The sequence below is a fragment of the Bosea sp. NBC_00550 genome (assembly GCF_026020075.1).
Classification (GTDB): domain Bacteria; phylum Pseudomonadota; class Alphaproteobacteria; order Rhizobiales; family Beijerinckiaceae; genus Allobosea.
In genome coordinates, this window is record NZ_CP102772.1 from 1,223,340 (window position 1) to 1,246,532 (window position 23,193).

Below are 23,193 nucleotides of genomic sequence, written 5' to 3' on the forward strand. Positions count from 1 at the left end.
TGGCTTGAGAGGTTCGCCCCATGTGCGGCATCGTCGGGATTCTCGGCAAGGAAGCAGTCGCGACGCAGGTCGTCGAGGCGCTGCGGCGGCTGGAATATCGTGGCTACGACTCCGCCGGCGTCGCAACGCTGGAAGCGGGAAGGCTGACCCGCCGCCGGGCCGAGGGCAAGCTCAAGAACCTCGAGATCCGCCTCTCGAACGAGCCGCTCGAGGGCCTCATTGGTATCGGCCACACCCGCTGGGCGACCCATGGCAAGCCCAACGAGACCAATGCCCATCCGCATGCCACCGAGAAGCTCGCGGTCGTCCATAACGGCATCATCGAGAACTTCCGCGAGCTGCGAACCGAGCTGCAGGCCGACGGCTACGTCTTCGCGACTGAAACCGACACCGAGATCGTCGCCCATCTCGTCACCCGAGAGCTCGACCACGGCAAGACGCCGGTCGAAGCCGTGGCGGCGAGTCTGCCGCGCCTGCATGGCGCCTTCGCGCTCGCCTTCCTGTTCCAGGGCGAGGAAGACCTGCTGATCGGCGCTCGCAAGGGCTCGCCCCTGGCGGTCGGCGTCGGCGACGGCGAGATGTATCTCGGCTCGGACGCGCTGGCGCTCGCGCCATTCACCAACCTCATCGCCTATCTGGAGGAGGGTGACTGGGTCGTCCTCAATCGCAGGGGCGCGACTTTCTACGACAAGAGCAATGCGCTCGTCGAACGCCGCGCCCAGCGCGTCGCGACGGGTGCTTTTCTGGTCGAGAAGGGCAATCACCGCCATTTCATGGCCAAGGAGATCTACGAGCAGCCCGAGGTCGTCGGCCATACGCTGACCCAATACCTCGACATGGCGAACGGGACCGTGCGCCTGCCGTTCCAGGACAAGATCGACTGGAAGAAGCTGTCGCGGCTGTCGGTCTCCGCTTGCGGCACGGCCTATTATGCCGGGCTGACCGCGAAGTACTGGTTCGAGAAGCTTGCCCGCCTGCCGGTCGAGATCGATGTCGCCTCCGAGTTCCGCTATCGCGAGGCGCCGCTGCCGGCGGACGGGCTCGCGCTGTTCGTCTCCCAATCGGGCGAAACCGCCGACACGCTCGCTTGCCTGCGCTACGCGAAGCAGGAGAAGCAGACCGTCCTCTCGGTGGTGAACGTGCCGACCTCGACCATCGCCCGCGAGAGCGACGCTGTCGCGCCGACGCTCGCCGGCCCTGAGATCGGCGTCGCCTCGACCAAGGCCTTCACTTGCCAGCTCACCACGCTCGCCTGTCTGGCGCTGGCCGCGGCGCGCGGGCGCGGCACGCTGTCGGCCGCGGATGAAGCGCGCCATGTCGAGAGCCTGATCGCGCTCCCCGGCCTGATCGCCAAGGCGCTCGAGCTGGAGCCGCAGATCGAGCAGCTCTCGCACAAGCTCTCCCGGGCGAAGGACGTGCTTTATCTCGGCCGCGGCACCAGTTACCCGCTGGCGCTGGAAGGGGCACTGAAGCTCAAGGAAATCAGCTACATCCACGCCGAAGGTTATCCGGCGGGCGAGCTGAAGCATGGCCCGATCGCCCTGATCGACGAGGACATGCCGGTCATCGTCGTCGCGCCTTACGATTCGCTCTTCGAGAAGACCGCCTCGAACATGCAGGAGGTCGCGGCGCGCGGCGGCCGCATCATCCTGATCACCGACGCCAAGGGTGCCGCCGAATGCGGCATCGAGCCCGAAGCGACGATCATCATGCCGGATATGGACCCGACCTTCGCGCCGATCGTCTATGCCCTGCCGATCCAGATGATCGCCTATCAGACGGCGGTTTTCATGGGCAAGGACGTGGACCAGCCGCGCAACCTGGCGAAATCCGTCACCGTCGAGTGAGGTCGGCGGGCTTGCCGTCATTCTCGGGTGGAGCCCTCGGCTCCGATCTTTGATCGGCCCAAGGAGGCAGACCAGCCAGTCTCGGGCAGGAATAGGCTCTGGAACCCCTTCCTCGGAAGATGCTCGGGTCAAGCCCGAGCATGACGCGGGCTGTCAGGCTTCCGGCCGGCTCGCCACATAGGCGCCCGCGCTGATCAGGCAGAGCGCCGTGGTCACCAGCGCGATCGGCGGCGCGCTCGTCCGCGTCAGCAGGCCGAAGCTCAGCACCATCGAGCCGCAGGCAAGGTATTTCGCCCGCCGCGCGATGGCGCCGGTCTCGCGCCAGCGCCGCACATGCGGGCCGAGCCGCGGATGTCCGACGAGCCAGGCCTCGAAGCGCGGCGAGGAGCGCGAGAAGCACCAGGCAGCGAGAATCAGGAACACCGTGCCCGGCATCAGCGGCAGGATGAGGCCGACGATGCCGAGCGCCGTGAAGACCCAGCCCGCCGCGAACATAAGCGGCCGGTGCCAGCGGCGTCGCGCCGGATCGTCCTTATCCACGGCCTCGTCCTTGCTTGCATCTATCGGGGCTGGCGAATGCCGCAGCCTCGCCTATCTTGTCATATCGCGGTGCGAGACTGCGCCCGCAAGCGGGTGGGCAGGCACACCGGTGACGTGGGGAGACGAATGACTGCCGGCCCGCCCGATCCCCGCCTCGTCCTTCCGACGGAAATCCTGCGCCCGACCTGGGGCGCGCGCTTGCGTCGCTACTTCCTGACCGGGCTCGTCATCGCGGCGCCGCTCGCCATCACGGCATCTGTGACCTGGTGGTTCATCAACTTCATCGACGGGCTGGTGAAGCCGCTCATCCCGAATTCCTATCTGCCCGATTCCTATCTGCCTTATCCGATACCCGGCTTCGGCCTCATTATCGCGCTGATCGGGTTGACGCTGCTGGGCTTCCTGACAGCCAACCTCGTCGGCCGGTCGCTGCTCCGCGCCGGCGAGGCGATCCTCGACCGGATGCCGGTGGTGCGCAGCCTCTACAAGGGTGTGAAGCAGGTCTTCGAGACGATCTTCTCGCAATCGGGAACGTCGTTCCGCAAGGTCGGCATGGTGCAGTTCCCGCAGCCGGGCATGTGGTCGATCGTCTTCATCGCGCAGGAAGCGGCGCCCGAGATCGCCGGGCGCCTGCCGGATGGCCAGGAACCGGGCGACCAGCAGATCGGCGTCTTCCTGCCCTGCACGCCGAACCCGACCACAGGCTTCTTCTTCTATCTGCCGCGTCGCGAGGTCGTCGAACTGTCGATCTCGGTCGAGGACGGCGCCAAGCTCATCATGTCGGCCGGGCTGATCCAGCCCGGCGAGCAGAACGGCAAGCCGAAGTCCGGGACCGAGCTGCCGGCCCCTGTCGCCTGAGAAGGCTCAGGATTTGACCGGAATCCAGATTTCGACCTCGCCATTGCCGCTCTGCGGATCGAAGCGCTCGTCATAGAGCTCGTAGCAGGGGCCTTCCGTCAGGCTGTGGCCGGATTTCGGCAGCCAATCCCGGAAGATCGTGTCGAAGCTCGCCTTGATCGCGCTGATATGCTCGCGATGGGTGAAGACCGCGTAGCTCTGGGCCGGAATCCGCACCCGCGCGAAATCGTCGGACAGGCCGTCGAAGCCTTTGACCTCCACGCCGGCGATATAGTCGAAGGCGCCGTTGTCATCGGCGTTCACGCAGACGCCGTAGCTCGTCATTCCGCCGGCCTGTCCGGGCACATGCCCGATATGCGGGGCGAAACGCTGCCAGAGCGAGGGAATGCCGGCAGTGCTCGTCTCGTAAGTGAAATGGCCGCCGAGACCGGCGACGAGAAGGCTCTTGCCTTCGACGAAACGCGGCGGTGCGAGGGGGAGAGTGGGCATGCTGGTCATCAGGATCGGCTCCACGAGATTCAGGCCTTCGAGATCGCCCCTGTCGCGCAATTGCTCCGGCGTGATGCCGAACTGATCGCGGAAGGCGCGGGTGAATGCCTCGTGCGAGCCGTAGCCCCAGTCGAGCGCGACGAGAGGATATCCGGCGCGCCGTCTGCCAGCTTGCGGGCCGCTTCGGTCAGCCGGCGCTCGCGCACATAGCGCATCACCGATCGACCGGTCGCGACCCCGAAGGCCCTGCAGAGATGGAAGCGCGAGACCCCGCCGACTTCGGCGATCTCGTCGAGCGAGATTCCCGAAGCGAAGCGGCTTTCGACGCACCAGACGGCTTTGGCGACAGGGTCCATGGTCTCCTCACGAAGGCACGGGCGGCACCGTGACCGATCGTTCCGGCGGCCGCTTGATCGCGCTTGCTGCGACCGCAGCGCGAAGGCTCTAGCCCGCCCGCAGCAGCCGGATCGCAACATCCCGCTCGAACAGATAGAGCAGGATGCGCATCGCCTGGCCACGCGGCGTCTCCAGATGCGGGTCGCGCTCGATCATGAGACGCGCATCGTCGCGCGCCGCCGCCAGCAGGTCGCCGTCGGTTTCCGGGCGCGCGATGCGCCAGTCCGGCGAGCCCGATTGCTTGGTGCCGAGTACCTCGCCTTCGCCGCGCAGCCGCAGATCCTCTTCCGCGATGCGAAAGCCGTCCTCGGTCTCGCGCATGATGGTGAGCCGCGCCTCGGCGACCGGCCCGAGCGGACCCTTGTAGAGCAGCAGGCAGGTCGACGCCGCCGAGCCGCGCCCGATCCGTCCGCGCAGCTGATGGAGCTGGGCAAGGCCGAAGCGCTCGGCATGCTCGATCACCATGACGCTGGCGTTGGGCACGTCGACCCCGACCTCGATCACCGTGGTTGCGACGAGAATGCGGGTCTGGCCGGTGACGAAGGCGGCCATGGCCGCATCCTTCTCGCGTCCGGGCATCTGGCCATGCAGCAGCCCCACCTTGTCGCCGAAGATCTCGCGCAGCGTCTCGTAGCGCTCCTGCGCGGCAGCGACGTCCAACGTGTCGGATTCCTGCACCAGCGGGCAAACCCAATAGACCTGCTGGCTGGTCTCCACCGCCCGGCCGATGGCGCCGACGACCTCGTCATAGCGCTCGGAGGAGATGGCGCGGGTCACGATCGGCTTCCGCCCCGCCGGCTTCTCCGACAGGATCGAGACATCCATGTCGCCGAACCAGGTCAGCGCCAGCGTGCGCGGGATCGGTGTCGCCGTCATCACCAGCACGTCCACGGCCTCGCCCTTGGAGCCGAGAAGCAGGCGCTGGTGTACGCCGAAGCGATGCTGCTCGTCGACGACGGCGAGCGCCAGATCGTGGAAGCCGACGCCCTCCTGGAACAGCGCGTGAGTGCCGACCGCGATGTCGATGCTGCCATCCGCCAGCCCTTCGAGCACCTGTCGTCGTCCGGCGCCCTTCTCGCGTCCGGTCAGCAAAGCGAGCTTCAGCCCGGCCTTCTCGGCCAGCGGCGCCAACCGCTCGGCATGCTGGCGCGCCAGGATTTCGGTCGGCGCCATCAGCACGGATTGCCGGCCGGCCTCGGCAGCGGCAGCCATCGCCATCAGGGCCACCACCGTCTTCCCCGAGCCGACATCGCCCTGCAGCAGCCTGAGCATGCGCTCGGGCTTGGCCATGTCGGCATGGATATCGGCGATCGCCTTGCGCTGGCCCTCGGTAAGTTCGAAGGGCAGGGCGGATTGGATGCGGAAGCGCACCCCGCCATCGCCGCTGGTGGCGCGCCCGGCGATCTTCTTCTGCTGGCGGCGAACGAGAGCGAGGGCGATCTGGCTCGCCAGCAATTCGTCATAGCCGATGCGCCGGCGCGCGACGGTGTCGCCCTCGGCCGCCTTGCGGTCGACCGGGTGATGCAGCGCCTCGATCGCCGCATGGAAGGTTGGAAAGTCGCTCTTGGCCAGAAAGGCCGGGTCCTGCCATTCCGGCATCTCCGGGCAGCGATCGGCCGCCGCTTGCGCCGTCCTCATCATCATGCGCTGGCCGATGCCTTCGGTCAGCGGATAGACCGGCTCGAAGGCCGGCAGGGTGGATGCGAGCTGGGGGTCGAGGATGCGCTCGGGATGCACCATCTGGCGCATCCCTTCCCAAAGCTCCAGCTTGCCGGAAATGATGCGGAAGGCGCCGACCGGCAGGTTCTGGGCGAGATGCCTGGAATCGGCATGGAAGAAGACGAGCGTGACGTCGCCGGTCTCATCCTCGACGATCACGCGATAGGGCGCCTTGCCCTTGCCGGGCGGGCCGGCGCGATGTTCGCTGACGCGGGCGGTGAAGGTCGCGACGTCGCCGATCGGCGCATCCGCGATGGTCGGGCTCGGGCGCCGGTCGATGGCGCCGCTCGGCAGATGGAACAGCAGGTCGACGACGCGCGCCGGCTGCATCTCGTCGCCGAGGAAGCGGTCGAGAACCTTGCCGAGCTTCGGCCCGACGCCGGGAAGCGTCGTGGCCAGTGCGAAGAGCGGGTCGAGGATCGAGGGGCGCAAGTGGTCTCGGCAATTGTCAGGAGCGCGAAGATCGCGGCGGCTTGACCGCTGACTTCGCCGGGCTGCGTCGCTATATAGCCTGCTCAGGCAGGCTCCGCGACGGGGCCGGCCCGTTCGTCATTGCGCCATCCCCCAGGTTTTCGGACCTGATATTTTCTTGCCGAGGTTCTTCATGTCCGGCTCGACCCGCTCCAGCGCCGATCTCGACCCGCGCCGCCGCAAGATCCTCTTCCGCGCCTGGCATCGCGGCATGCGCGAAATGGATTTGATCATGGGCCGCTTCGCCGACGACGCGATCGCCGGCTTTGATGATGCCGAGCTCGACGAGTTCGAGCGGCTGATCGAGGTTCTGGATCGCGACCTGCTGAGCTGGGTGACCGGGGAAGCCGCAGTGCCCGAGAACTACGACACGGAACTGTTCCGGAAGCTCAAGGCTTTCCACCATCACGACAAGCCGATTCATGTCTGACCGGCCTGACAGCCGTCATGGCCGGGCTCGACCCGGCCATCTCTGAATCGGAACCCGCTCGTCCCGAGATTCTCGGGTCAAGCCCGAGAATGAAGCCTTTTGGTAGAACGATACCCGTCCGATGAGCATTCCTCCTCCGAGCCAGATCGCCAAACCGCAGCTCGACCGTCTGCTCGATGCGCTGAACCGCGGCGACAAGCCGACGCTTGCCGGCGTGCCGGACGGATTCGACGCCGTCGTCCTCGCCGACCTCACCCGCGCCCGCGCCAAGAAGGCCGAAGGGGCGGCGCTGCTCGTCTTCGTCGCCCGCGACGGCCAGCGCCTGCAGGTGCTGGAAAACGCGCTGCAATTCGTCGCGCCGGACCTGGAAGTGATGAGCTTCCCGGCCTGGGACTGCCAGCCCTATGACCGCGTCTCGCCCGCGCCCGCCATCGTGGCGCACCGGATGACGACACTGTCGCGCCTCGCCAAGACCAAGTCGGGCGACAGGCCGCGCCTGCTGCTGACCACAGTCAATGCCGCGCTCCAGCGCGTGCCCGCATTCAGCAAGGTGGCCTCCGAGAGTTTCTCGGCAGCGCCCGGCAACGTGGTCGATATCGAGCAGCTGGCGCGCTGGCTCGACATCAACGGCTACATGCGCACCTCGACCGTGCGCGAGACCGGCGAATTCGCCGTGCGCGGCGGCATCGTCGACCTGTTCCCGCCGGGCATGCCCGCGCCGATCCGGCTTGATTTCTTCGGCGACACGCTGGAATCGATCCGCACCTTCGATCCGGAGACGCAGCGCACCACCGGGCAGTTGCGCGGGCTCGACCTCGTGCCGATGTCCGAGGCGCAGATGACCAGCGAGAGCATCCGTCGCTTCCGCCAGTCCTACATCTCGACTTTCGGCACGCCCGGCCGCGACGACACGCTCTATGAGGCCGTGAGCGAAGGCCGCCGCCCGGCCGGCCTGGAGCATTGGCTGCCGCTGCTGGCGGAAAAGCTCGACACGCTCTTCACCTATCTGCCCGACGTGCCGCTGGTCCTCGACCATCAGGCGGAAGACGCGGTTGGCGAGCGGATCAGCCTGATCAAGGACTATTACGATGCCCGCAAGGCCGCGCTGGAGCAGGGCGCGGGCGGCGGCATTCCCTACAAGCCATTGCCGCCGGACGCGCTCTATCTCTCGACGGCCGACTGGCGCGCGGTGATGGACACATCCGGCGTCGCCAGCATGACGCCGTTTCAGCTACCGGACAGCGAGGGCAAGCTGATCCTCGATCTCGGCGGTAAGCAGGGCCGCAGCTTTGCGGCGGAGCGAGCAGGCGATTCCGGCAGCGTCTTCGAGGCCGCCGTCGCGCATGTGAAGGCCCTCGAAGCCGACGGCAAGCGCGTCATCCTCGCCGCCTGGTCGGAGGGTTCGCGCGAGCGACTTGCCCATGTGCTCGAGGACCATGGACTGAAGAGCGTCCAGATGACGGGCTCTCTGCGCGCGGCCTTCGATCTCAAGCCCGGTACGGTCGCGCTCGCGGTCTGGGGTTTCGAGACCGGCTTCGAGGCCGGACGCCTCGCGGTCATCGGCGAGCAGGACATCCTCGGCGACCGCCTGGTGCGTCCGCGCCGCAAGACCAAGCGCCCGCAGGACTTCATCGCGGAGCTCTCCTCGCTCGCGCCGGGCGACCTCGTCGTTCATGTCGATCACGGCATCGGCCGTTTCATCGGCCTGCAATCGATCACGGCCGCCGGCGCGCCGCATGACTGCCTCGAAGTCCATTATGCCGGCGATTCCAAGCTGTTTCTGCCGGTTGAGAATATCGAGCTTCTGTCGCGCTATGGCTCGGAAGATACCGAGGTCCAGCTGGACCGGCTCGGCGGCGGCGGCTGGCAGGCACGCAAGGCCAAGCTCAAGCAGCGCATCCGCGAGATGGCGAGCAAGCTCATCCAGATCGCAGCGGCGCGCGCGCTCAAGGATGCGCCGCGCCTCGTCCCGCCGGCCGGCGTCTACGACGAGTTCATTGCCCGCTTCCCCTATGAGGAGACGGAAGACCAGCAGAACACCATCGATGCCGTGCTCGACGATCTCGGCGCCGGCCGGCCGATGGACCGGCTCGTCTGCGGCGATGTCGGTTTCGGCAAGACCGAGGTCGCATTGCGCGCCGCCTTCGCCGCCGCCTTGAACGGCAAGCAGGTCGCGGTCGTGGTACCGACGACGCTGCTCGCCCGCCAGCACTACCGTAATTTCGCGGATCGCTTTGCCGGCTTACCTGTCAATGTCGGGCAGGCCTCGCGCTTCGTCGGCAGCGCCGATCTCAAGGCGGTGAAGCAGGGTGCGAAGGACGGCACGATGGACATCGTCGTCGGGACCCACGCATTGCTCGGCAAGGGCGTCGACTTCAAGGATCTCGGCCTCGTCATCGTCGACGAGGAGCAGCATTTCGGCGTCGCCCACAAGGAGAAGCTGAAGGAGCTGCGAGCCGAGGTGCATATGCTCACCCTCTCGGCCACGCCGATCCCGCGCACGCTCCAGCTCGCCATGACCGGTGTGCGTGAGCTCTCGATCATCGCGACCCCGCCGGTCGACCGCCTCGCGGTGCGCACCTTCGTCACGCCGTTCGATCCGCTGATCGTGCGCGAGGCGCTGCTGCGCGAGCGTTACCGGGGAGGGCGCTCCTTCTATGTCGTACCGCGCATCGAGGACATCGCCGAGGTCAAGGACTTCCTCGACAAGCAGGTGCCCGAGGCCAAGGTCGGCATCGCCCATGGCCAGATGGCGGCAGGCACGCTGGAAGATGTGATGACCGCCTTCTATGACGGCCAGTACGATATCCTGCTCTCGACCACGATCGTCGAATCCGGGCTGGACATCCCGACCGCTAACACGCTGATCGTGCATCGCGCCGACATGTTCGGCCTCGCCCAGCTCTATCAGCTGCGCGGGCGCGTCGGCCGTTCGAAGACGCGCGCCTATGCGCTCTTCACCGTGCCGGCCAACCGGAAGCTGACCGAGCAGGCCGAGAAGCGCCTCAAGGTGCTGCAGTCGCTCGACACGCTCGGCGCCGGCTTCCAACTCGCCAGCCACGACCTCGACATCAGAGGCGCCGGCAACCTGCTCGGCGACGAGCAGTCAGGCCATATCAAGGAAGTCGGCTACGAACTCTACCAGCAGATGCTCGAGGAAGCGGTGGCGGCGCTCAAGGCCGGCATCGAGTTCGAGACCGAAGCGCAATGGTCGCCATCGATCCAGGTCGGCGCGCCCGTGATGATCCCCGAGCACTATGTCGGCGATCTCTCGCTCCGGCTGTCCCTCTACAAGCGCCTCTCGACCATGGACGACGATGCCGAGCTGCAATCCTTCGGCGCCGAGCTGGTGGACCGCTTCGGCCCGCTGCCGGAGGAGGTCAATCAGCTTCTGGAGATCGTCGCGATCAAGGCGCTCTGCAAGCGCGCCAATGTGGAGAAGGTCGAGGCCGGGCCGAAGGGCATCATCGTCGCCTTCCGCGACAACGAGTTCGCCAATCCGGAAGGGCTGGTCTCCTATGTCGCGAAGATCGGCACGCTGGCGAAGGTGCGCCCCGACATGCGCGTCGTCTTCATCGACGATTTCGACAGTGTCGAGCAGCGCCTGAAGGCAACGCGGCGGTTGCTGACGGATCTGGCGCGGATCGCGGAGAGGAAGAAGGCGGCCTGAGCGGGCGCTTCATGGAGCCGTCATTCTCGGGCAGAGCGAAGCGAAGACCCGAGAATCTCATGCAGGAAAGGGCGCGTTCTCGTCCTGAGATGCTCGGGTCAAGCCCGAGCATTGTCTGTTTGTGATGGGGTATTGAGGTTTTGTTCCGCGTGAGCGGGATGTCTGGTCCGGCTGGCCGGCCGGACCAGACGCGACTCGTCGACCGTCCCGAGCCAGGGCTTTCGCCCGTCGTCATCGAGGTTGCGGGTCGCTTCCCTTGTCACGCTTGGTGAGTTGCCAGGGCCTCTTCGCATGAGCCGAACGCCCGCAGACAATCACAAGCCCTTCGAGGATAGCTCCCGATGCCGGTTTGCACCACGGTCCCTGAACCCTCCCGTTTCCTCGGCTGTGATGTCGGCAAGGCCGGGATCGTCGTCTTCGACAGCCGCGGCGACACCCTCGGCAGTCTCCCTAACGAGGCTTCGGCCCTGGCAGCCTTCGCAGCCGGGCTCGGCCCGGACTGCCTCGTCGTCTGCGAGGCGACGGGCGGCTATGAGGACGCCCTGCTGGCGGCGCTCGTCTCAGCCGGCTGCCCGGCCCATCGCGCCGATGCCCGCAAGGTCAAGGCCTTCATCCGCTCCTATGGGACGCTCGGGAAGAGCGATGCGCTCGATGCCAGGGCGCTTGCCCGCTACGGCGCCGAGCGCCACGCTCGGCTGATCCGCTGGCAGGCGCCCGCCCCGGCACGCGAGCGCCTCCAGGTCCTGGTGCGGACCAGAGCCGATCTCGTCGCCCAGAGAACGGCCTGCACCAACCGGCTCAACGCTCCCGGCATCGAACCGGTCAAAGCCCCGCTCCAGGCCCTGCACGACTGCCTCAAAGCCCAGATCGCCGCCCTGGCGCAAACCATCGCCGAGACCCTGCGCACCATCGCCCGCACCGACAGAAGCGAGCAGGCCTTGCGCTCCATCCGCGGCATCGGAACGACCACCGCCGCCACCCTCATCGCACTCATGCCCGAGCTCGGACGCATCAGCCGGCGCCAGGCCGCCGCACTCGCAGGCCTGGCTCCTCATCCAAACCAGAGCGGCAGTCGAGACGCCTACCGCCCAACCAGAGGCGGCAGGGCCGAAATCAAGGCCGCCCTGTTCATGCCCGCAATGGCCGCCGCAAGGCACGACCCCGCCATGCGCGACGCCTACACACGCCTCATCGCAAACGGAAAAAAGCCAATCGTCGCTCTCACCGCAATCATGCGACGCATCATCGTCATCGCAAATGCCCGCGTCAGAGACCAAAACAAACTGAGTTGATGACGGGCTGCGAAAAGGCCGGTTTCACGGCATCTCGCGCCCTCTACATATCGAAGAAGACCGTCTCGTTCTCGCCGGCCAGATTGATATCGAGCCACCAGGTTCCGTCCGTCTTGCGCTGGGCGACCAGGGTGTGGCGGCGCGGTTCGGGCACCAGAGCGAGGATCGGGTCGGTCTCGTTGCCCTCGCCATCGGCGAAGTAGAGCCGGGTCGGCAGGCGCTTCAGCAAACCGCGGCCGAAGACCGAGAGCGCGATATGCGGCGCCTGCAGGCTGTTGCCGGGGCCGGGCACGCGGCCGGGCCGGATCGTGCGAAAACGGAAGACGCCATCCTTGTCGGTCGAGGCGCGACCGAAGCCGATGAAATGCCCGTCGAGGGGAACCTCCTCGCGGGCGTCCTCGGGGCTGGCGTAGCGACCGGCGGCATTGGCCTGCCAGATCTCGATCATGGCGTCGTTGATCGGCGCACCCGCAGCGTCGTAGACGCAGCCGGCAAGCGCGATGACCTCACCCTCCGGCGTGCCGGAGCGGTTCGAGCCCGAGAGCAGGAAATGCTCCGGCGGCATCAGGTCCGGCCGCGCGCCCATCTCGGAACGGCCTACCAGATCGGCGCCGCCCTTCCAGGGCAGGCCGTAGTGGAAATACGGACCCACCGTCTGCCACGGTGTCTGGCCGAAGATCGAGGGGTCCTGGCTGTCCTGCCGCGGCGCCGCATTGCGGCTTTCCAGATCGGTGATTGCCAGATCAGTGGTCGTGGTCATGCTCGTCCTCGAACGGCGTCTCGTCGCGGCCCTTGAGCACGATGTCGAAAACATAGCCCAGCGCCCAGTTCGGCACGGTGGTGCCGATATCGAAGCGCGAGACCATGCGCTGGCGGTAGGGCATCGGCACCGCGTTGGCGATCGGGTCGATCTCGATCAGCGGATCGTCGGGGAAATACATCTGGGTCACGAGCCGCGTGGCGAAGGCCGGCCCCAGCAGCGAAAGATGGATATGGGCCGGGCGCCAGGCGTTCTTGTGGTTGCCCCAGGGATAGGCGCCGGGCCGGATCGTGACATAGCGATAGCGGCCCTGATCATCCGTGATGACGCGGCCGACACCGGTGAAGTTCGGATCGAGCGGCGCCGGCCAGTCGTCCTTGGCGTGGATGTAGCGGCCGGCGGCATTGGCCTGCCAGATCTCGACCACGGTGTTGGGAACAGGCCTGGCCTGCTCGTCGAGCACCCGGCCGGTGACCACGATGCGCTGGCCCTGAGGCTCGGCCTTGTGCTGGGCGGTGAGGTCGGTCATCGCCGGGCCCATCAGCTTCGCCCAGTCGCTCGGACCGGTGATCTCGGTCAGCGTCTGCGGGATCGCGATCGGCTGATGGCGCGGGCTGCGCGCCACGGTCGAACGATACTCCGCATGCAGCGAAGCCGGCTGGCCGGCATCCAGCGCCGAATAGGGAAGGATCAGGCGGCTCATCGGGAAGGGCTTCTCGCGAACATGTCGACGCGTCTCTCCTCAACCATGGCTCGGCGCCGGGACCGTGATCGGCCGGGCGAGCCTCGCCTGCGCGGTCAGGCGGATGCCGGCATTGGCAGCACCGTAGCCCGCATAGCCGTCGCGCTGGACGATCTCGAAGAACAATCCGCCATCGAGCGTCTGCGTATAGGCCTGCCGGAAGCTGCCGCCCGCATCGCTATCATAGAGGATGTTCAACGTCTTCATCGCGTCGATCTCCTGCGCCGTCAGGTCGGAGCGTGCCTCTAGGTCATCGTAGTAATTCTCGGGGATCGGTAGCATGGCGACGCCGTTCGCGGCCAGCCGCTCCACCGTCGTCGCGATATCGTGAGTCGCGAAGGCGATGTGCTGCACGCCGGAGCCGAAGAAGTCGGTGATGAAGCGGGCCGAGAGCGTGCGATGGCTCTGCGAGCCGTTGAGGATCAGCCGAAGGCCGTGATCGGTCTTCCCGTCGAGGCCGCTCTCGATGACCTGGCTCTGGACGACACCGCCGGGATCCAGCACTGCCTGGCTCGGCGTCTTCCTGGTCTCGAACAGCGAGGAATAGAACAGCAGCCAGGTCAGCATTTCCTCGTACTGCATGCTCTGCGAGACATGGTCGACGCCGACGAGGCCGGCGCCCGCGTCGCTCTCATCCGTCGGCGCGAAATCGACTTGCGACCAGCGGCCGAGCGCCGAGGCACGGTCGAGGAAATAGACGAGGCTGCCGCCGAGGCCGCGCACGGCGGGGATGTCGAGTTCGCCGGGGCCGATCGCTCCGGCATGGGGCACGTCGAGCAGGGCCTTGGCGCGTGCGATCGCAGCCTGCGCGTCCGGCACCCGCAGAGCCAGCGCGCAGACCGAGGTGCCATGCGTGATCTGGTAGCTATGGGCGAAACCATCCGCCTCGCTGTTCAGCACGATGCGGATATCGCCCTGGCTCCACAGATCGACATCCTTCGAGCGATGCGCGCCGGTGCGGCCGAAGCCGAGCGCGCGCAGCAGCTTCTCGAAGCCCGGGCGTTCCGCTTCGGAGACGGCGAATTCGATGAACTCGACAGCTTCGACCGGACCGGGCGGCGGCATCGCGACAGCACCGGGCACGGGCTTGCCGCTCTGCCGCGCGGTCTCGTCGAGCAGCCATATCAGCGAGCGATGGCCATCGAGAGCCACCGAGCGGGCTGAGCCGGCGCGGAAGCGGTCGTTGAAGATTTCAAGCGAGAGCACGCCGTCATAGCCGGTCGAGACCAGCGCGCGCATGAAACCGGAGAGATCGAGATCGCCCTGTCCCGGCAGGCAGCGCCAATGCCGGCTCCAGGAGAGCGGGTCCATCTGCAGCAGCGGTGCGTCGGCCATCTGCACCATCGCGATCTTGTCACGCGGGATCGTGCCGATCGCCGCGAGATCGAGCCCGCGCGCCAGGATGTGGAAGCTATCGAGCACGATCCCGACTTCCGGCCGGTTCGCCCGGCGCACGATCTCCCATGCGTCGCGATAGTCGAAGACGTGGCGCCCCCAGGCCAGTGCCTCATAGCCGACGCGCAGGCCGCGTTTGCCGGCCCGCTCGCCGAGCTCGGCGAAATCGGCCGCAAGCCGGTCGATGCCGGCCAGCGCCTCGGGCGAGACGGTGGAACAGACGAAGAGAAGATCCGTGCCCAGTTCCTGCAGCAGGTCGAACTTGCGCTCGGCCCTGTCGAAGACGCGTTGGCGGCGGCCTTCCGGCATGCCCTCGAAATCGCGGAAGGGCTGGCAGGTCACGATCGTCAGGCCGAGATCGCCGCAGATGCGCCGGACCTCAGTCGGAGAGCCGGGGAAGGCGATTAGGTCGTTCTCGAAGATCTCGACCGCCTTGAAGCCGGCGGCAGCGATGGCCTCGAGCTTTTCCTGCAGCGTGCCGGAGACGCAGACGGTGGCGATCGATGGAATCACGACGTGCCTCCTCTCAACCCAGCTTTGCGACGGCGCGGAGATCCTCGGCCGTGGTCGAGGGCAGGCCGAAGAATTCCAGATAGGCCGGGATCTGCTCGAACAGCATATCGGTGCCGACCTGCACCGCACAGCCGCGCTCGCGGGCTGCGGCCAGGAACGGCGTGATCTCCTGCGCCATCACCACCTCGCCGACGAAGGCGGAGGAGGGCAGGCGGCCAGTATCGAGCGGCAGCGGGTCGCCGGGCTTCATGCCGAGAGGCGTCGCGTTCACGACGATGTCGAATCCATCAGGATCGTTCGAGCCGGTGGCGACGCGCAAGGCGGGATAATGCGCTGTCAGCCGCCGGCCGAGCTCTTGGGCAGCCGTTCCCATTTGATCGTAAAGGCCTAGTTCGGCGACGCCAGCTCTGGCCAACGAGGCGGCGATCGCCGAGCCGACACCGCCGGCGCCGACGACGAGCGCGCGGGCGCCTGCAACGCTGCGCCCCTTGCGCAGCATGCCGCGCACGAAGCCTTCGCCGTCGAACATGTCGCCGGTCAGCCGTCCGTCGGCCTCGCGCCGCACCGCATTGCAGGCGCCGGCGATGGCAGCGGTCGGCAGCAGCGTGTCGACCAGCCCGATCGTTGTGACCTTGTGCGGCATCGTCACCAGCGCGCCATGGGCATTGGAGAGCCGGAAGAACAGCTTCAGGAAATCGGGATAGTCCTCGCTGCGGCAGCCCAGCGGCATGACGACGGCGTCGATCCCTTCGCGTTCGAAATAGGGATTGTAGATCAGGGGCGCCTTGAAGCTCTCGGTCGGGAAGCCGATATGGCCGATCATCCGGGTTCTGCCGCTGATCATGCGCCGACCCTCTCCGGAGCGGGCTCGGCCGAAACCTCGACCGCGCCGCCCGAGCGCGCCGCCTGCTTCACGGCCTCGATGACGGCGAGCGTTGCGAGGCCTTCACGCCCCGAGACGAGCGGTTCCTCCTCGCCGCGGATGACGGCGCAGAAGTGCCGGATCTGGAGCTGGAGCGGGTCTTCCGGAACGAAGGGGATGCGCTCCCGCCGCAGCGGCTCCCACCAGCCGCGCTTATCGGAATGGCTCCACAGTTCCAGCTGCGGGATCGTCAGCGATCCATGGGTGCCGCCGATCTGGTAGCAGGACTGGTCCTGCCGCGGATAGGCCGGGTTCTCGCCGGTCGTCAGCTCCCAGCTCCAGGGTGAAACCACCGTATCGGAAGCGCTGACCGCCCCGAGCGCGCCATTGGCGAAGCGCAGCAGGGCCACGGCGGTTTCCTCGGCCGGATTGCCGCGCACGGCATTGGAACTCTGCGCCTGTACGCCGGTGATCTCGCCGCAGAGATAGCGGAAGAGGTCGATATCGTGGATCAGGTTGATCAGGATCGGCCCCGCGCCCTCCTGCCGGCGCCAGTCGACGTCGAAATAGTCGTCGGGCTTCACCAGCCAGAACTGTCCGGTCAGGGTCAGGATACGGCCGAGTCTTCCGGCATCGATCGCCTCGCGTGCCTTGCGGATCATCGGGTTGTGGCGCCGGTGGTGCCCGACGAGGAGCGGCACGCCCGCCGCTTCCGCCGCCATGACCAGCTTGCGTGCGCCGTCCACACTGTCCGCGATCGGCTTTTCGACCAGCATCGGAATGCCGGCGGCGGCCAATTCCAGCCCGTTGGCGACATGGAGCTGGTTCGGCGTCGCGACGATGACGCCATCGGGCCTCTCGGCGACAGGAAAGCCGTCGAAGGCCGGATACCACGCCACGCCGATTTCGTCGGCGAAGGCCCGGCCCGTCGGAGCCGGATCGATGATCGCGGACAGGGTCGCGCCGGGCTCAGCCATGACATGTGCGGCATGGCGCTTGCCGATAAGCCCCGCGCCCATCACCGCGATCTTCACCGGAGGCATCGGATTGATCCTCATGCAGCCTTGTCGTCGATGAGCTTGGCGACACGCCGGAGCGCGAGCTGGTAGCCCTGCGTACCGAAGCCGGCGATGACGCCATCGGAGCGCATCGAGACATAGGAATGGTGCCGGAAGGCCTCGCGCTTATGCACCTGCGAGATATGGCACTCGATCACAGGCCCCTCGAAGGTGTTGAGCGCATCGAGCAGCGCGACCGAAGTATGGGTGAAGGCGGCCGGGTTGATGACGATGCCGCCGGCTTCCTCGCGCGCCTCATGAATCCAGTCGATGAGCTCGTATTCGCGGTTCGACTGGTGCAAGCGCAGCGTCAGTCCGAGTTCCCCGGCGAGCGCGTGGCAGTCGCGCTCGACATCGGCCAGGGTCTCATGCCCGTAGATGTCAGGCTGGCGCTTGCCGAGCAGGTTGAGGTTCGGGCCGTTGAGGACATAGACGAGGCGTGACATCGATAGCGTTTCCGTTGGCACTCGGGCCGGTTCGGTTCAGTGCTTGTGCAGGATCTCGCCGAGAAACTTCCGCGTCCGCTCCTGGCGCGGATTGCGGAAGAACTCTTCCGGCGGGGCTTCCTCGACGATGGCGCCGCTGGCCATGAAGATGACGCGATTGGCCACCTGCCGGGCGAAGCCCATCTCGTGGGTGACGCAGATCATGGTCATGCCTTCGTCGGCCAGCGCGATCATGGTGTCGAGCACCTCCTTGACCATCTCGGGGTCGAGCGCCGAGGTCGGCTCGTCGAACAGCATCACCTTGGGCTTCATGCAGAGCGCACGCGCGATCGCGACGCGCTGCTGCTGGCCGCCCGAGAGCTGGGCCGGGTATTTGTCTGCCTGCTCGAGGATCTTGACCCGGCCGAGCAGCTTTCGCGCCGTGGCCTCTGCCTCCGCCTTGCTGGCACCGAGCGAGCGCATCGGCGCCAGCATGCAGTTCTGCAGCACCGTCATGTGCGGGAACAGGTTGAAGTGCTGGAAGACCATGCCGACCTCGCGGCGCACCGCGTCGATGGTCCTGGCATCGTCTCCGAGCTTCGTGCCGCCGACCCGGATCTCACCCTTCTGGTATGCCTCCAGACGATTGATGCACCGGATCAACGTCGATTTGCCGGAGCCCGACGGCCCGCACAGGACGATGCGCTCGCCCTTGCGGACCGTGAGGTTGATGTCGGCCAGGGCCTGGAAGTCGCCATACCATTTCTCGACATCCATCATGGCGATCATGGCATCCGCCGAAGCGGCGCTCTGGGGGGCAGGCTGGTTCATGGCCCTGGCTCCGGTCGTTTACGCGCTCAGCTCGCGGTGAAGGTGATGCCTTCCAGGCTGTCCGGGAACTTGTGCACCGGCACCTTCATCCACTTGTCGTAGACCTTCTGCAGCTCGCCATTGGCCTTGATCTTGTCGACGAAGGTGTTGATCGCGGCGTTGATCTCCTTCTCGCCGAGGCGGGTACAGGCGCCGTTGTAGAGGTTCTGGAATTCGAGCTTGTTCTCGAACTCGCCGGGCCGCCCCTGCTCGATGCGCTGCATGTAGAAGATGTTGCCGCCCAGCGCCTGGACCTGGCCGGAGACCAGCGCCTGGATCGAGGGGGCGTCGCCGTCATAGCGGCGGATCGTGGTGTTGGCCGGCGCGTTCTTGGTCACCTGCGTGTCCTGAGCGGCGCCCTTGGCGACGCCGATCGTGTAGCGCGCCATGTCCTCGTTGGTCTTGATCGAGTCCTTCTTGGGGCCGATCAGCACGATGGTGTTGGCGACGTAGGGCTTCGAGAACTGCACCGCCTTGGCGCGCTCCGGCAGCATGGCCATGGTGGCGAACAGCACGTCGACGCGCCCGGTCGTCAGCGCCGGAATGCGGTTGTTGACTTCGAGCGGCACGAACTCGACCTGCACGCCGAGCTCCTTGGCGAAGAGCGTCGCGATATCGGCGTCGAGACCGTCCTGCTTGCCGGCGCTGGTGACGAAGCCCCAGGGCGGGTTGTCGCCCTGGATGCCGACGACCAGCTTGCCCTTGGCCTTGATCTCGGCCGGGGTGATGGCGAGGGCAGGGGTGCCGAGCAAGGCCGGCAGGGCAAGAGCGGCGGCACCGGCGATCAGCAGGCTGCGGCGGGTGGACTTCATCTTCGTCATGTTTCTCTCCCTTTTTTGGTTGGTGGTTGGACTAGGTGGTGAACCGTTCGCTTATCGCGATGCGATGGCCAGGCGACGCTCCAGATGCGAGCCGTAAAGCGAGAGCGGCCAGCAGAGCAGGAAGTAGAGGATGCCGACGATCCCGAAGACGAGGAGCGGCTGGAAGATCTGGTTGGAGACGATGTTGCCGGCGCGCGTCAGCTCGGTGAAGCCGACGATGGCCGCGAGCGAGGTGCCCTTGATCAGCTGGACGAGGAAGCCGATCGTCGCCGGCAGCGAGATGCGGATCGCCTGCGGCAGGATCACGTCCCGCGTCCGCGATACGTAGCCGAGGCTCAGTGCCTTAGCGGCCTCGGTCTGCCCCTTCGGCACAGCCTCGATCGAACCGCGCCAGATCTCGCCGAGATAGGCGCTGGCATGCAGGGTGAAGCCGATCGCGACCGCGACCCAGGCGTCAAGTCTCAGCCCGACCAGCGCCAATCCATAATAGACGACGAAGAGCTGCATCAGCAGCGGCGTGCCCTGGAAGAGCGCGATGTAGCCGGCAGTTACGCGTTCCAGCGCGGAAATGCCGGAGGTGCGCGCCAGCGCGACGCCGAGGCCTGAGACCGAGCCGAAAACGAAGCCGATCGCAGACAGCGCGATGGTCCATTTCAGGCCGGTGAGAAGGAAGAGGAATTCGTTCCAGCCCATGGCGCCCTCACTTCACCGGATAGCTGAAGTAGCGGGCGGAGACCTGCGCGAAGAAGCGCATCATCACCCAGGAAATCACGAGGTAGAACAGCGTGATCGTGCCGTAGACCTCGAAGGAGCGGAAACTGTTGGACTCGATCCGCTGCGCCACCGAGGTCAGCTCATAGGCCGAGATCGCCGAGGCGACCGAGGTGGTCAGCGTCAGCAGCACGAACTGGCTGGTGAGCGAGGGAAAGATCGCGCGCAGCGCCGGCTTCAGCACGATCAGCCGGAAGACCTGCGCCCTGTGCAGGCCGAGCGCGAGGCCGGCCTCGATCTGCCCCTTGCTGATCGACTGCACGCCGCCGCGGATGATCTCGATGGCGTAGGCCCCGCCATTGATGCCGAGCGCGATGATCGCGGTCGGTGTCGGGTCGAGCCGCAGGCCCGCCAGCGGCAGCGCGAAATAGATGAAGAAGATCTGCACCAGGAAGGGTGTGTTGCGGATCACCTCGACGAAGGCCTTCACCAGCCAGCGTACCGGGGCGAAGCGCGAGTCGCGCAGGATCACGCCGCCGATGCCGATGACGATGGCGAGAGCCATGCCGCAGAGCGCGAGCAGGAAGGTGCCGAGGCAGCCCATCAGCAGATCGGGCAACCCCTCGATCACCGGGGCGAAGTCGAGCTTGTAGTTCATGGCGCTTCCCTGAGCGGCCGACCTTCTCGATGGGGTCGATCCGGGTCCCGTCTGTCGTCACGGCCCTTCTTGTCGAGGGCCTTGTCTGCAACGCACCAGCTTGCGCGGTGCCCACATCATGCTAAATGTACCAGTTAGTTCATTTGGTCAAGCGAAATTAACCGGCCTGTCCAATTGGGCATCGTCGCCGGCAAGTGGGGCCGCATGGGCTCTGGTGGAATATGAGCAAAGCAGCGACCACACCTCAGAAGCCGAGCCGCAAGGCGGCGTCCTGGACCCAGGACCCGGAAGGCGTGCGCCGAAGCATCCTCGAAGCGGCGCGAGTGGAGTTCGTCGAGAACGGGCTCAGCGGCGCGCGCGTCGACGAGATCGCGGCCAAGACCGCCACCAGCAAGCGGATGATCTACTACTATTTCGGCGACAAGGAGGGGCTCTATCGCGCCGTCCTCGAGGAGATGTACGAGCGCATTCGGCGCTTCGAACGCAGCCTCGACCTTGCCAATCTGGGGCCGGAGGAGGCGATCGCCCTGCTCACCGGCTTCACCTTCGACTACCACGCCGAGAACCCGGATTTCGTCCGGATGGTGATGATCGAGAACATCCATCACGCGCGGCACCTCGCCACCTCCGACCGGATCTCCACGCTCAACCTCTCGGCGATCGACATGATCCGCGAGGCTTACAAGCGTGGCGTATCGGACGGCACGTTCCGGGCCGGGATCGAGGCGATCGACATCCATCTGACGATCAGCGCGCTCGCCTTCTACAACGTCTCGAACCGGGCCAGCATCCAGCAGGTCTTTGGACACGACATGGGCGCGCCCGAGGCGCTGGCGCGCCGAAGGGCCGCGGCGATCGACACAGTGCTGCGCACGCTGCGCCGCTGAGAGCCGCCGCCCCATGCCGGCGATCCGGCTGTCGGCGGCTGATGTCATCATCAGCCTTCCACCATGCCGGCCATCGCCTGGATCGCGATCTCGTAGCCGGCGGCGCCGAGCCCGATGATGATCCCGGTCGCGGTCCGTGAGACCAGCGAGTTGTGGTAGATGCTCTCCCGCGCATGCACGTTCGAGATGTGCAGCTCGATCTTGGGGCGCTCGAACATCTTGAGCGCATCGAGCAGGGCAACCGAGGTGAAGCTGTAGCCGGCCGGGTTGATGATGATCCCGCAGGCCTCCTGGCGCGCCTGGTGCACGCTCTCGACCAGTTCGCCCTCGAAATTGGTCTGGCGAAAATCCACCGTGAAGCCGAGCGCCTTCGCCTTCGCTTCACAGCGCTCGCCGATCTGCGCCAGCGTAGTGGTGCCATAGACCGCCGGCTCGCGCTGCCCGAGCAGGTTCAGGTTCGGCCCGTTCAGGATGTAGATGCAGCCGCGCCCACGCTGTTCGCCAGCGTGTCCGGCCGGCTTCTCGCTTGCCGACATCGCGTCCTCCCGGGACTGATCTGGAACGGAACTCATGGCCCCGATCCACTTCTTATGCGGCCGATCTTATCGAGGCCCGATCGCAGATCAACTGATAATTTTTGAATCATCAGCTAATTCATGAAAGACCAGCTTTTCTTGTTGGTCGGCGCGGCAGGGCGGCCTATCTTCAACCAGACAAGGCGATGCGAGGCGGAATGACGGAAGCAGCACTCGATATCGGCGGCGATGACGTCGCCGCGCTCTCGACGGGCGAGCAGGCCTATGAGCGGATCCGGCAGGATATCGTGTTCGGCCGCCTGCAGCCGGGCCAGAGGCTGACGCTGGACAAGCTGCGCTCCGTCTATGGTGTCGGCATCAGCACCTTGCGCGAGATCTTGAACCGCCTGACTCCGGAGGGGCTCGTTATCGCCGAAGGGCAGCGTGGCTTTCAGGTCGCGCCATGCTCGGCCAGCGACCTCAAGGAGCTTGCCGATCTCCGCCTGCTGATCGAGAGCCATGCCCTCGCGCAATCCTTCGCGGCGGGCGACATGGAGTGGGAAGGGCGCGTCGTCGCCGCCCATCACAAGCTCGCCCGCATGGAGGAACGGCTGCTCGCGGGCGACGATTCCGGCACGCAGCAATGGAAGCGCTACGATTTCGAATTCCATCAGGCGCTGGTGTCCGCCTGCGGCTCGAAGGCGCTGCTCGATCTCCATGCCGGGATCTACGAGCGCTATCTGCGCTATCAGATGGTTTTCTTCATCTTCTGGGGGCCAGCCTCGATCGGCGAGCACCGCGCCTTGCTCGACTGCGCGTTGCGCCGCGACGCCACCGAGGGACAGCGGCTCCTGCACGGCCATATCCATGGCTGCATCGACGTCGCCTTCGAGCGAGGCCTTCTGGATTGACGGGCCGGCCAAGCGGTGCCCGAATGGAGACTTCTTCATCGAGCGAGTTGACCCGGGCCACATGGCTCCGTATGTGAGCGCCTCGGTGAGGGCGGGTAGCTCAGTGGTAGAGCACGTGACTTTTAATCATGTGGTCGAGGGTTCGATCCCCTCCCCGCTCACCACCAAATCCGACAATATTCCAATGACTTCGCCCAGTCCGAGGGTCGACGGCTTAGCGTCTGGGCAGGTTTCAGGCCCCAATTTGGCCCCATCGACGATTCGCGTCGCGCTGTTTGTGTCGGCCAGCGCACGATGTGGGGGACCCTGCCGGGCGGGCTCACACGAGCCACTGAACGGAGTTCTGCGGTTTT

At 66.3% G+C, this 23,193-nt stretch carries 20 protein-coding genes, 1 tRNA gene and 1 pseudogene; 8 read left to right on the forward strand and 14 right to left on the reverse strand.

All coding sequences use genetic code 11. The features are described 5' to 3' along the window. Window positions 1-20: 20 nt before the first annotated feature. The gene (glmS, locus tag NWE53_RS05745; protein ID WP_265053406.1) at window positions 21-1,847 is read left to right on the forward strand and encodes a glutamine--fructose-6-phosphate transaminase (isomerizing); all 1,827 of its coding nucleotides are present in this window, start codon (window positions 21-23) and stop codon (window positions 1,845-1,847) included. A gap of 153 nt (window positions 1,848-2,000) precedes the next feature. Here the strand turns inward: glmS and NWE53_RS05750 are convergent, their stop codons facing one another. After that, entirely contained in the window at window positions 2,001-2,387 is a 387-nt protein-coding gene (locus NWE53_RS05750) for a YbaN family protein (protein WP_442864975.1), read from the reverse strand. 126 nt (window positions 2,388-2,513) lie between these two features. On the opposite strand from NWE53_RS05750, the gene NWE53_RS05755 reads away from it, so the two are divergent. After that, window positions 2,514-3,245 carry a DUF502 domain-containing protein gene (locus NWE53_RS05755; RefSeq protein WP_265053407.1) on the forward strand — a complete coding sequence of 244 codons (732 nt, stop codon included), beginning with the start codon at window positions 2,514-2,516 and terminating at the stop codon, window positions 3,243-3,245. Between the two features lie 6 nt (window positions 3,246-3,251). Here the strand turns inward: NWE53_RS05755 and NWE53_RS05760 are convergent. After that, window positions 3,252-4,090, reverse strand: a pseudogene (locus NWE53_RS05760) (AraC family transcriptional regulator). An 88-nt stretch (window positions 4,091-4,178) separates the two neighbouring features. Further along, window positions 4,179-6,281, reverse strand: a complete 2,103-nt coding sequence (gene recG / locus NWE53_RS05765) for an ATP-dependent DNA helicase RecG (RefSeq protein ID WP_265053408.1) — start codon at window positions 6,279-6,281, stop codon at window positions 4,179-4,181. Between the two features lie 172 nt (window positions 6,282-6,453). On the opposite strand from recG, the gene NWE53_RS05770 reads away from it, so the two are divergent. From NWE53_RS05770 to NWE53_RS05780, 3 genes are all read left to right on the forward strand, one after another. Then, window positions 6,454-6,750, forward strand: coding sequence for an FAD assembly factor SdhE (locus NWE53_RS05770; protein ID WP_265053409.1), 297 nt, complete (start codon window positions 6,454-6,456; stop codon window positions 6,748-6,750). 121 nt (window positions 6,751-6,871) lie between these two features. Continuing rightward, window positions 6,872-10,420, forward strand: a complete 3,549-nt coding sequence (gene mfd / locus NWE53_RS05775; RefSeq protein WP_265053410.1) for a transcription-repair coupling factor — start codon at window positions 6,872-6,874, stop codon at window positions 10,418-10,420. A gap of 341 nt (window positions 10,421-10,761) precedes the next feature. Beyond that, on the forward strand, window positions 10,762-11,712 hold the full coding sequence (locus NWE53_RS05780) for an IS110 family RNA-guided transposase (protein ID WP_265050007.1): 951 nt from the start codon (window positions 10,762-10,764) through the stop codon (window positions 11,710-11,712). A gap of 43 nt (window positions 11,713-11,755) precedes the next feature. Here NWE53_RS05780 and pcaG read toward each other — a convergent pair whose 3' ends face one another. The 10 genes from pcaG to NWE53_RS05830 form a co-directional block, all read right to left on the reverse strand. Further along, entirely contained in the window at window positions 11,756-12,472 is a 717-nt protein-coding gene (gene pcaG / locus NWE53_RS05785; protein WP_265053411.1) for a protocatechuate 3,4-dioxygenase subunit alpha, read from the reverse strand. Beyond that, window positions 12,456-13,175 (reverse strand): protocatechuate 3,4-dioxygenase subunit beta, encoded by a 720-nt coding sequence (pcaH, locus tag NWE53_RS05790; RefSeq protein WP_265053412.1) that lies wholly within the window; start codon window positions 13,173-13,175, stop codon window positions 12,456-12,458. Before pcaH ends, pcaG begins: the two co-directional genes overlap by 17 nt. A gap of 39 nt (window positions 13,176-13,214) precedes the next feature. Beyond that, the gene (locus NWE53_RS05795; protein ID WP_265053413.1) at window positions 13,215-15,122 is read right to left on the reverse strand and encodes a bifunctional sugar phosphate isomerase/epimerase/4-hydroxyphenylpyruvate dioxygenase family protein; all 1,908 of its coding nucleotides are present in this window, start codon (window positions 15,120-15,122) and stop codon (window positions 13,215-13,217) included. Window positions 15,123-15,135: 13 nt separating this feature from the next. After that, entirely contained in the window at window positions 15,136-15,966 is an 831-nt protein-coding gene (locus NWE53_RS05800) for a shikimate dehydrogenase family protein (protein ID WP_265053414.1), read from the reverse strand. Next, entirely contained in the window at window positions 15,963-17,027 is a 1,065-nt protein-coding gene (locus tag NWE53_RS05805) for a Gfo/Idh/MocA family protein (RefSeq protein WP_265053415.1), read from the reverse strand. Before NWE53_RS05805 ends, NWE53_RS05800 begins: the two co-directional genes overlap by 4 nt. An 11-nt stretch (window positions 17,028-17,038) precedes the next feature. After that, on the reverse strand, window positions 17,039-17,488 hold the full coding sequence (aroQ, locus tag NWE53_RS05810; RefSeq protein ID WP_265053416.1) for a type II 3-dehydroquinate dehydratase: 450 nt from the start codon (window positions 17,486-17,488) through the stop codon (window positions 17,039-17,041). 36 nt (window positions 17,489-17,524) lie between these two features. Next, a complete protein-coding gene (locus NWE53_RS05815; protein ID WP_265054828.1) occupies window positions 17,525-18,256 on the reverse strand; it encodes an amino acid ABC transporter ATP-binding protein in 732 nt (243 codons plus the stop codon). Window positions 18,257-18,324: 68 nt separating this feature from the next. Beyond that, complete coding sequence (locus NWE53_RS05820) at window positions 18,325-19,158, reverse strand: transporter substrate-binding domain-containing protein (RefSeq protein WP_265053417.1); 834 nt, start codon at window positions 19,156-19,158, stop codon at window positions 18,325-18,327. Between the two features lie 51 nt (window positions 19,159-19,209). Continuing rightward, complete coding sequence (locus NWE53_RS05825) at window positions 19,210-19,851, reverse strand: amino acid ABC transporter permease (RefSeq protein WP_265053418.1); 642 nt, start codon at window positions 19,849-19,851, stop codon at window positions 19,210-19,212. A gap of 7 nt (window positions 19,852-19,858) precedes the next feature. After that, window positions 19,859-20,527, reverse strand: coding sequence for an amino acid ABC transporter permease (locus NWE53_RS05830; RefSeq protein ID WP_265053419.1), 669 nt, complete (start codon window positions 20,525-20,527; stop codon window positions 19,859-19,861). Between the two features lie 221 nt (window positions 20,528-20,748). Between NWE53_RS05830 and NWE53_RS05835 the strand changes: the two genes are divergently transcribed. Beyond that, a complete protein-coding gene (locus tag NWE53_RS05835) occupies window positions 20,749-21,414 on the forward strand; it encodes a TetR/AcrR family transcriptional regulator (RefSeq protein WP_265053420.1) in 666 nt (221 codons plus the stop codon). Between the two features lie 50 nt (window positions 21,415-21,464). Here NWE53_RS05835 and aroQ (NWE53_RS05840) read toward each other — a convergent pair whose 3' ends face one another. Further along, complete coding sequence (gene aroQ / locus NWE53_RS05840) at window positions 21,465-21,950, reverse strand: type II 3-dehydroquinate dehydratase (RefSeq protein WP_265053421.1); 486 nt, start codon at window positions 21,948-21,950, stop codon at window positions 21,465-21,467. Between the two features lie 197 nt (window positions 21,951-22,147). Between aroQ (NWE53_RS05840) and NWE53_RS05845 the strand changes: the two genes are divergently transcribed. Together NWE53_RS05845 and NWE53_RS05850 are read left to right on the forward strand one after the other, a co-directional pair. After that, window positions 22,148-22,840 carry a GntR family transcriptional regulator gene (locus NWE53_RS05845; RefSeq protein ID WP_265053422.1) on the forward strand — a complete coding sequence of 231 codons (693 nt, stop codon included), beginning with the start codon at window positions 22,148-22,150 and terminating at the stop codon, window positions 22,838-22,840. 89 nt (window positions 22,841-22,929) lie between these two features. Further along, a tRNA-Lys gene (locus tag NWE53_RS05850) sits at window positions 22,930-23,004 on the forward strand. The last annotated feature ends 189 nt before the right edge of the window (window positions 23,005-23,193 follow it).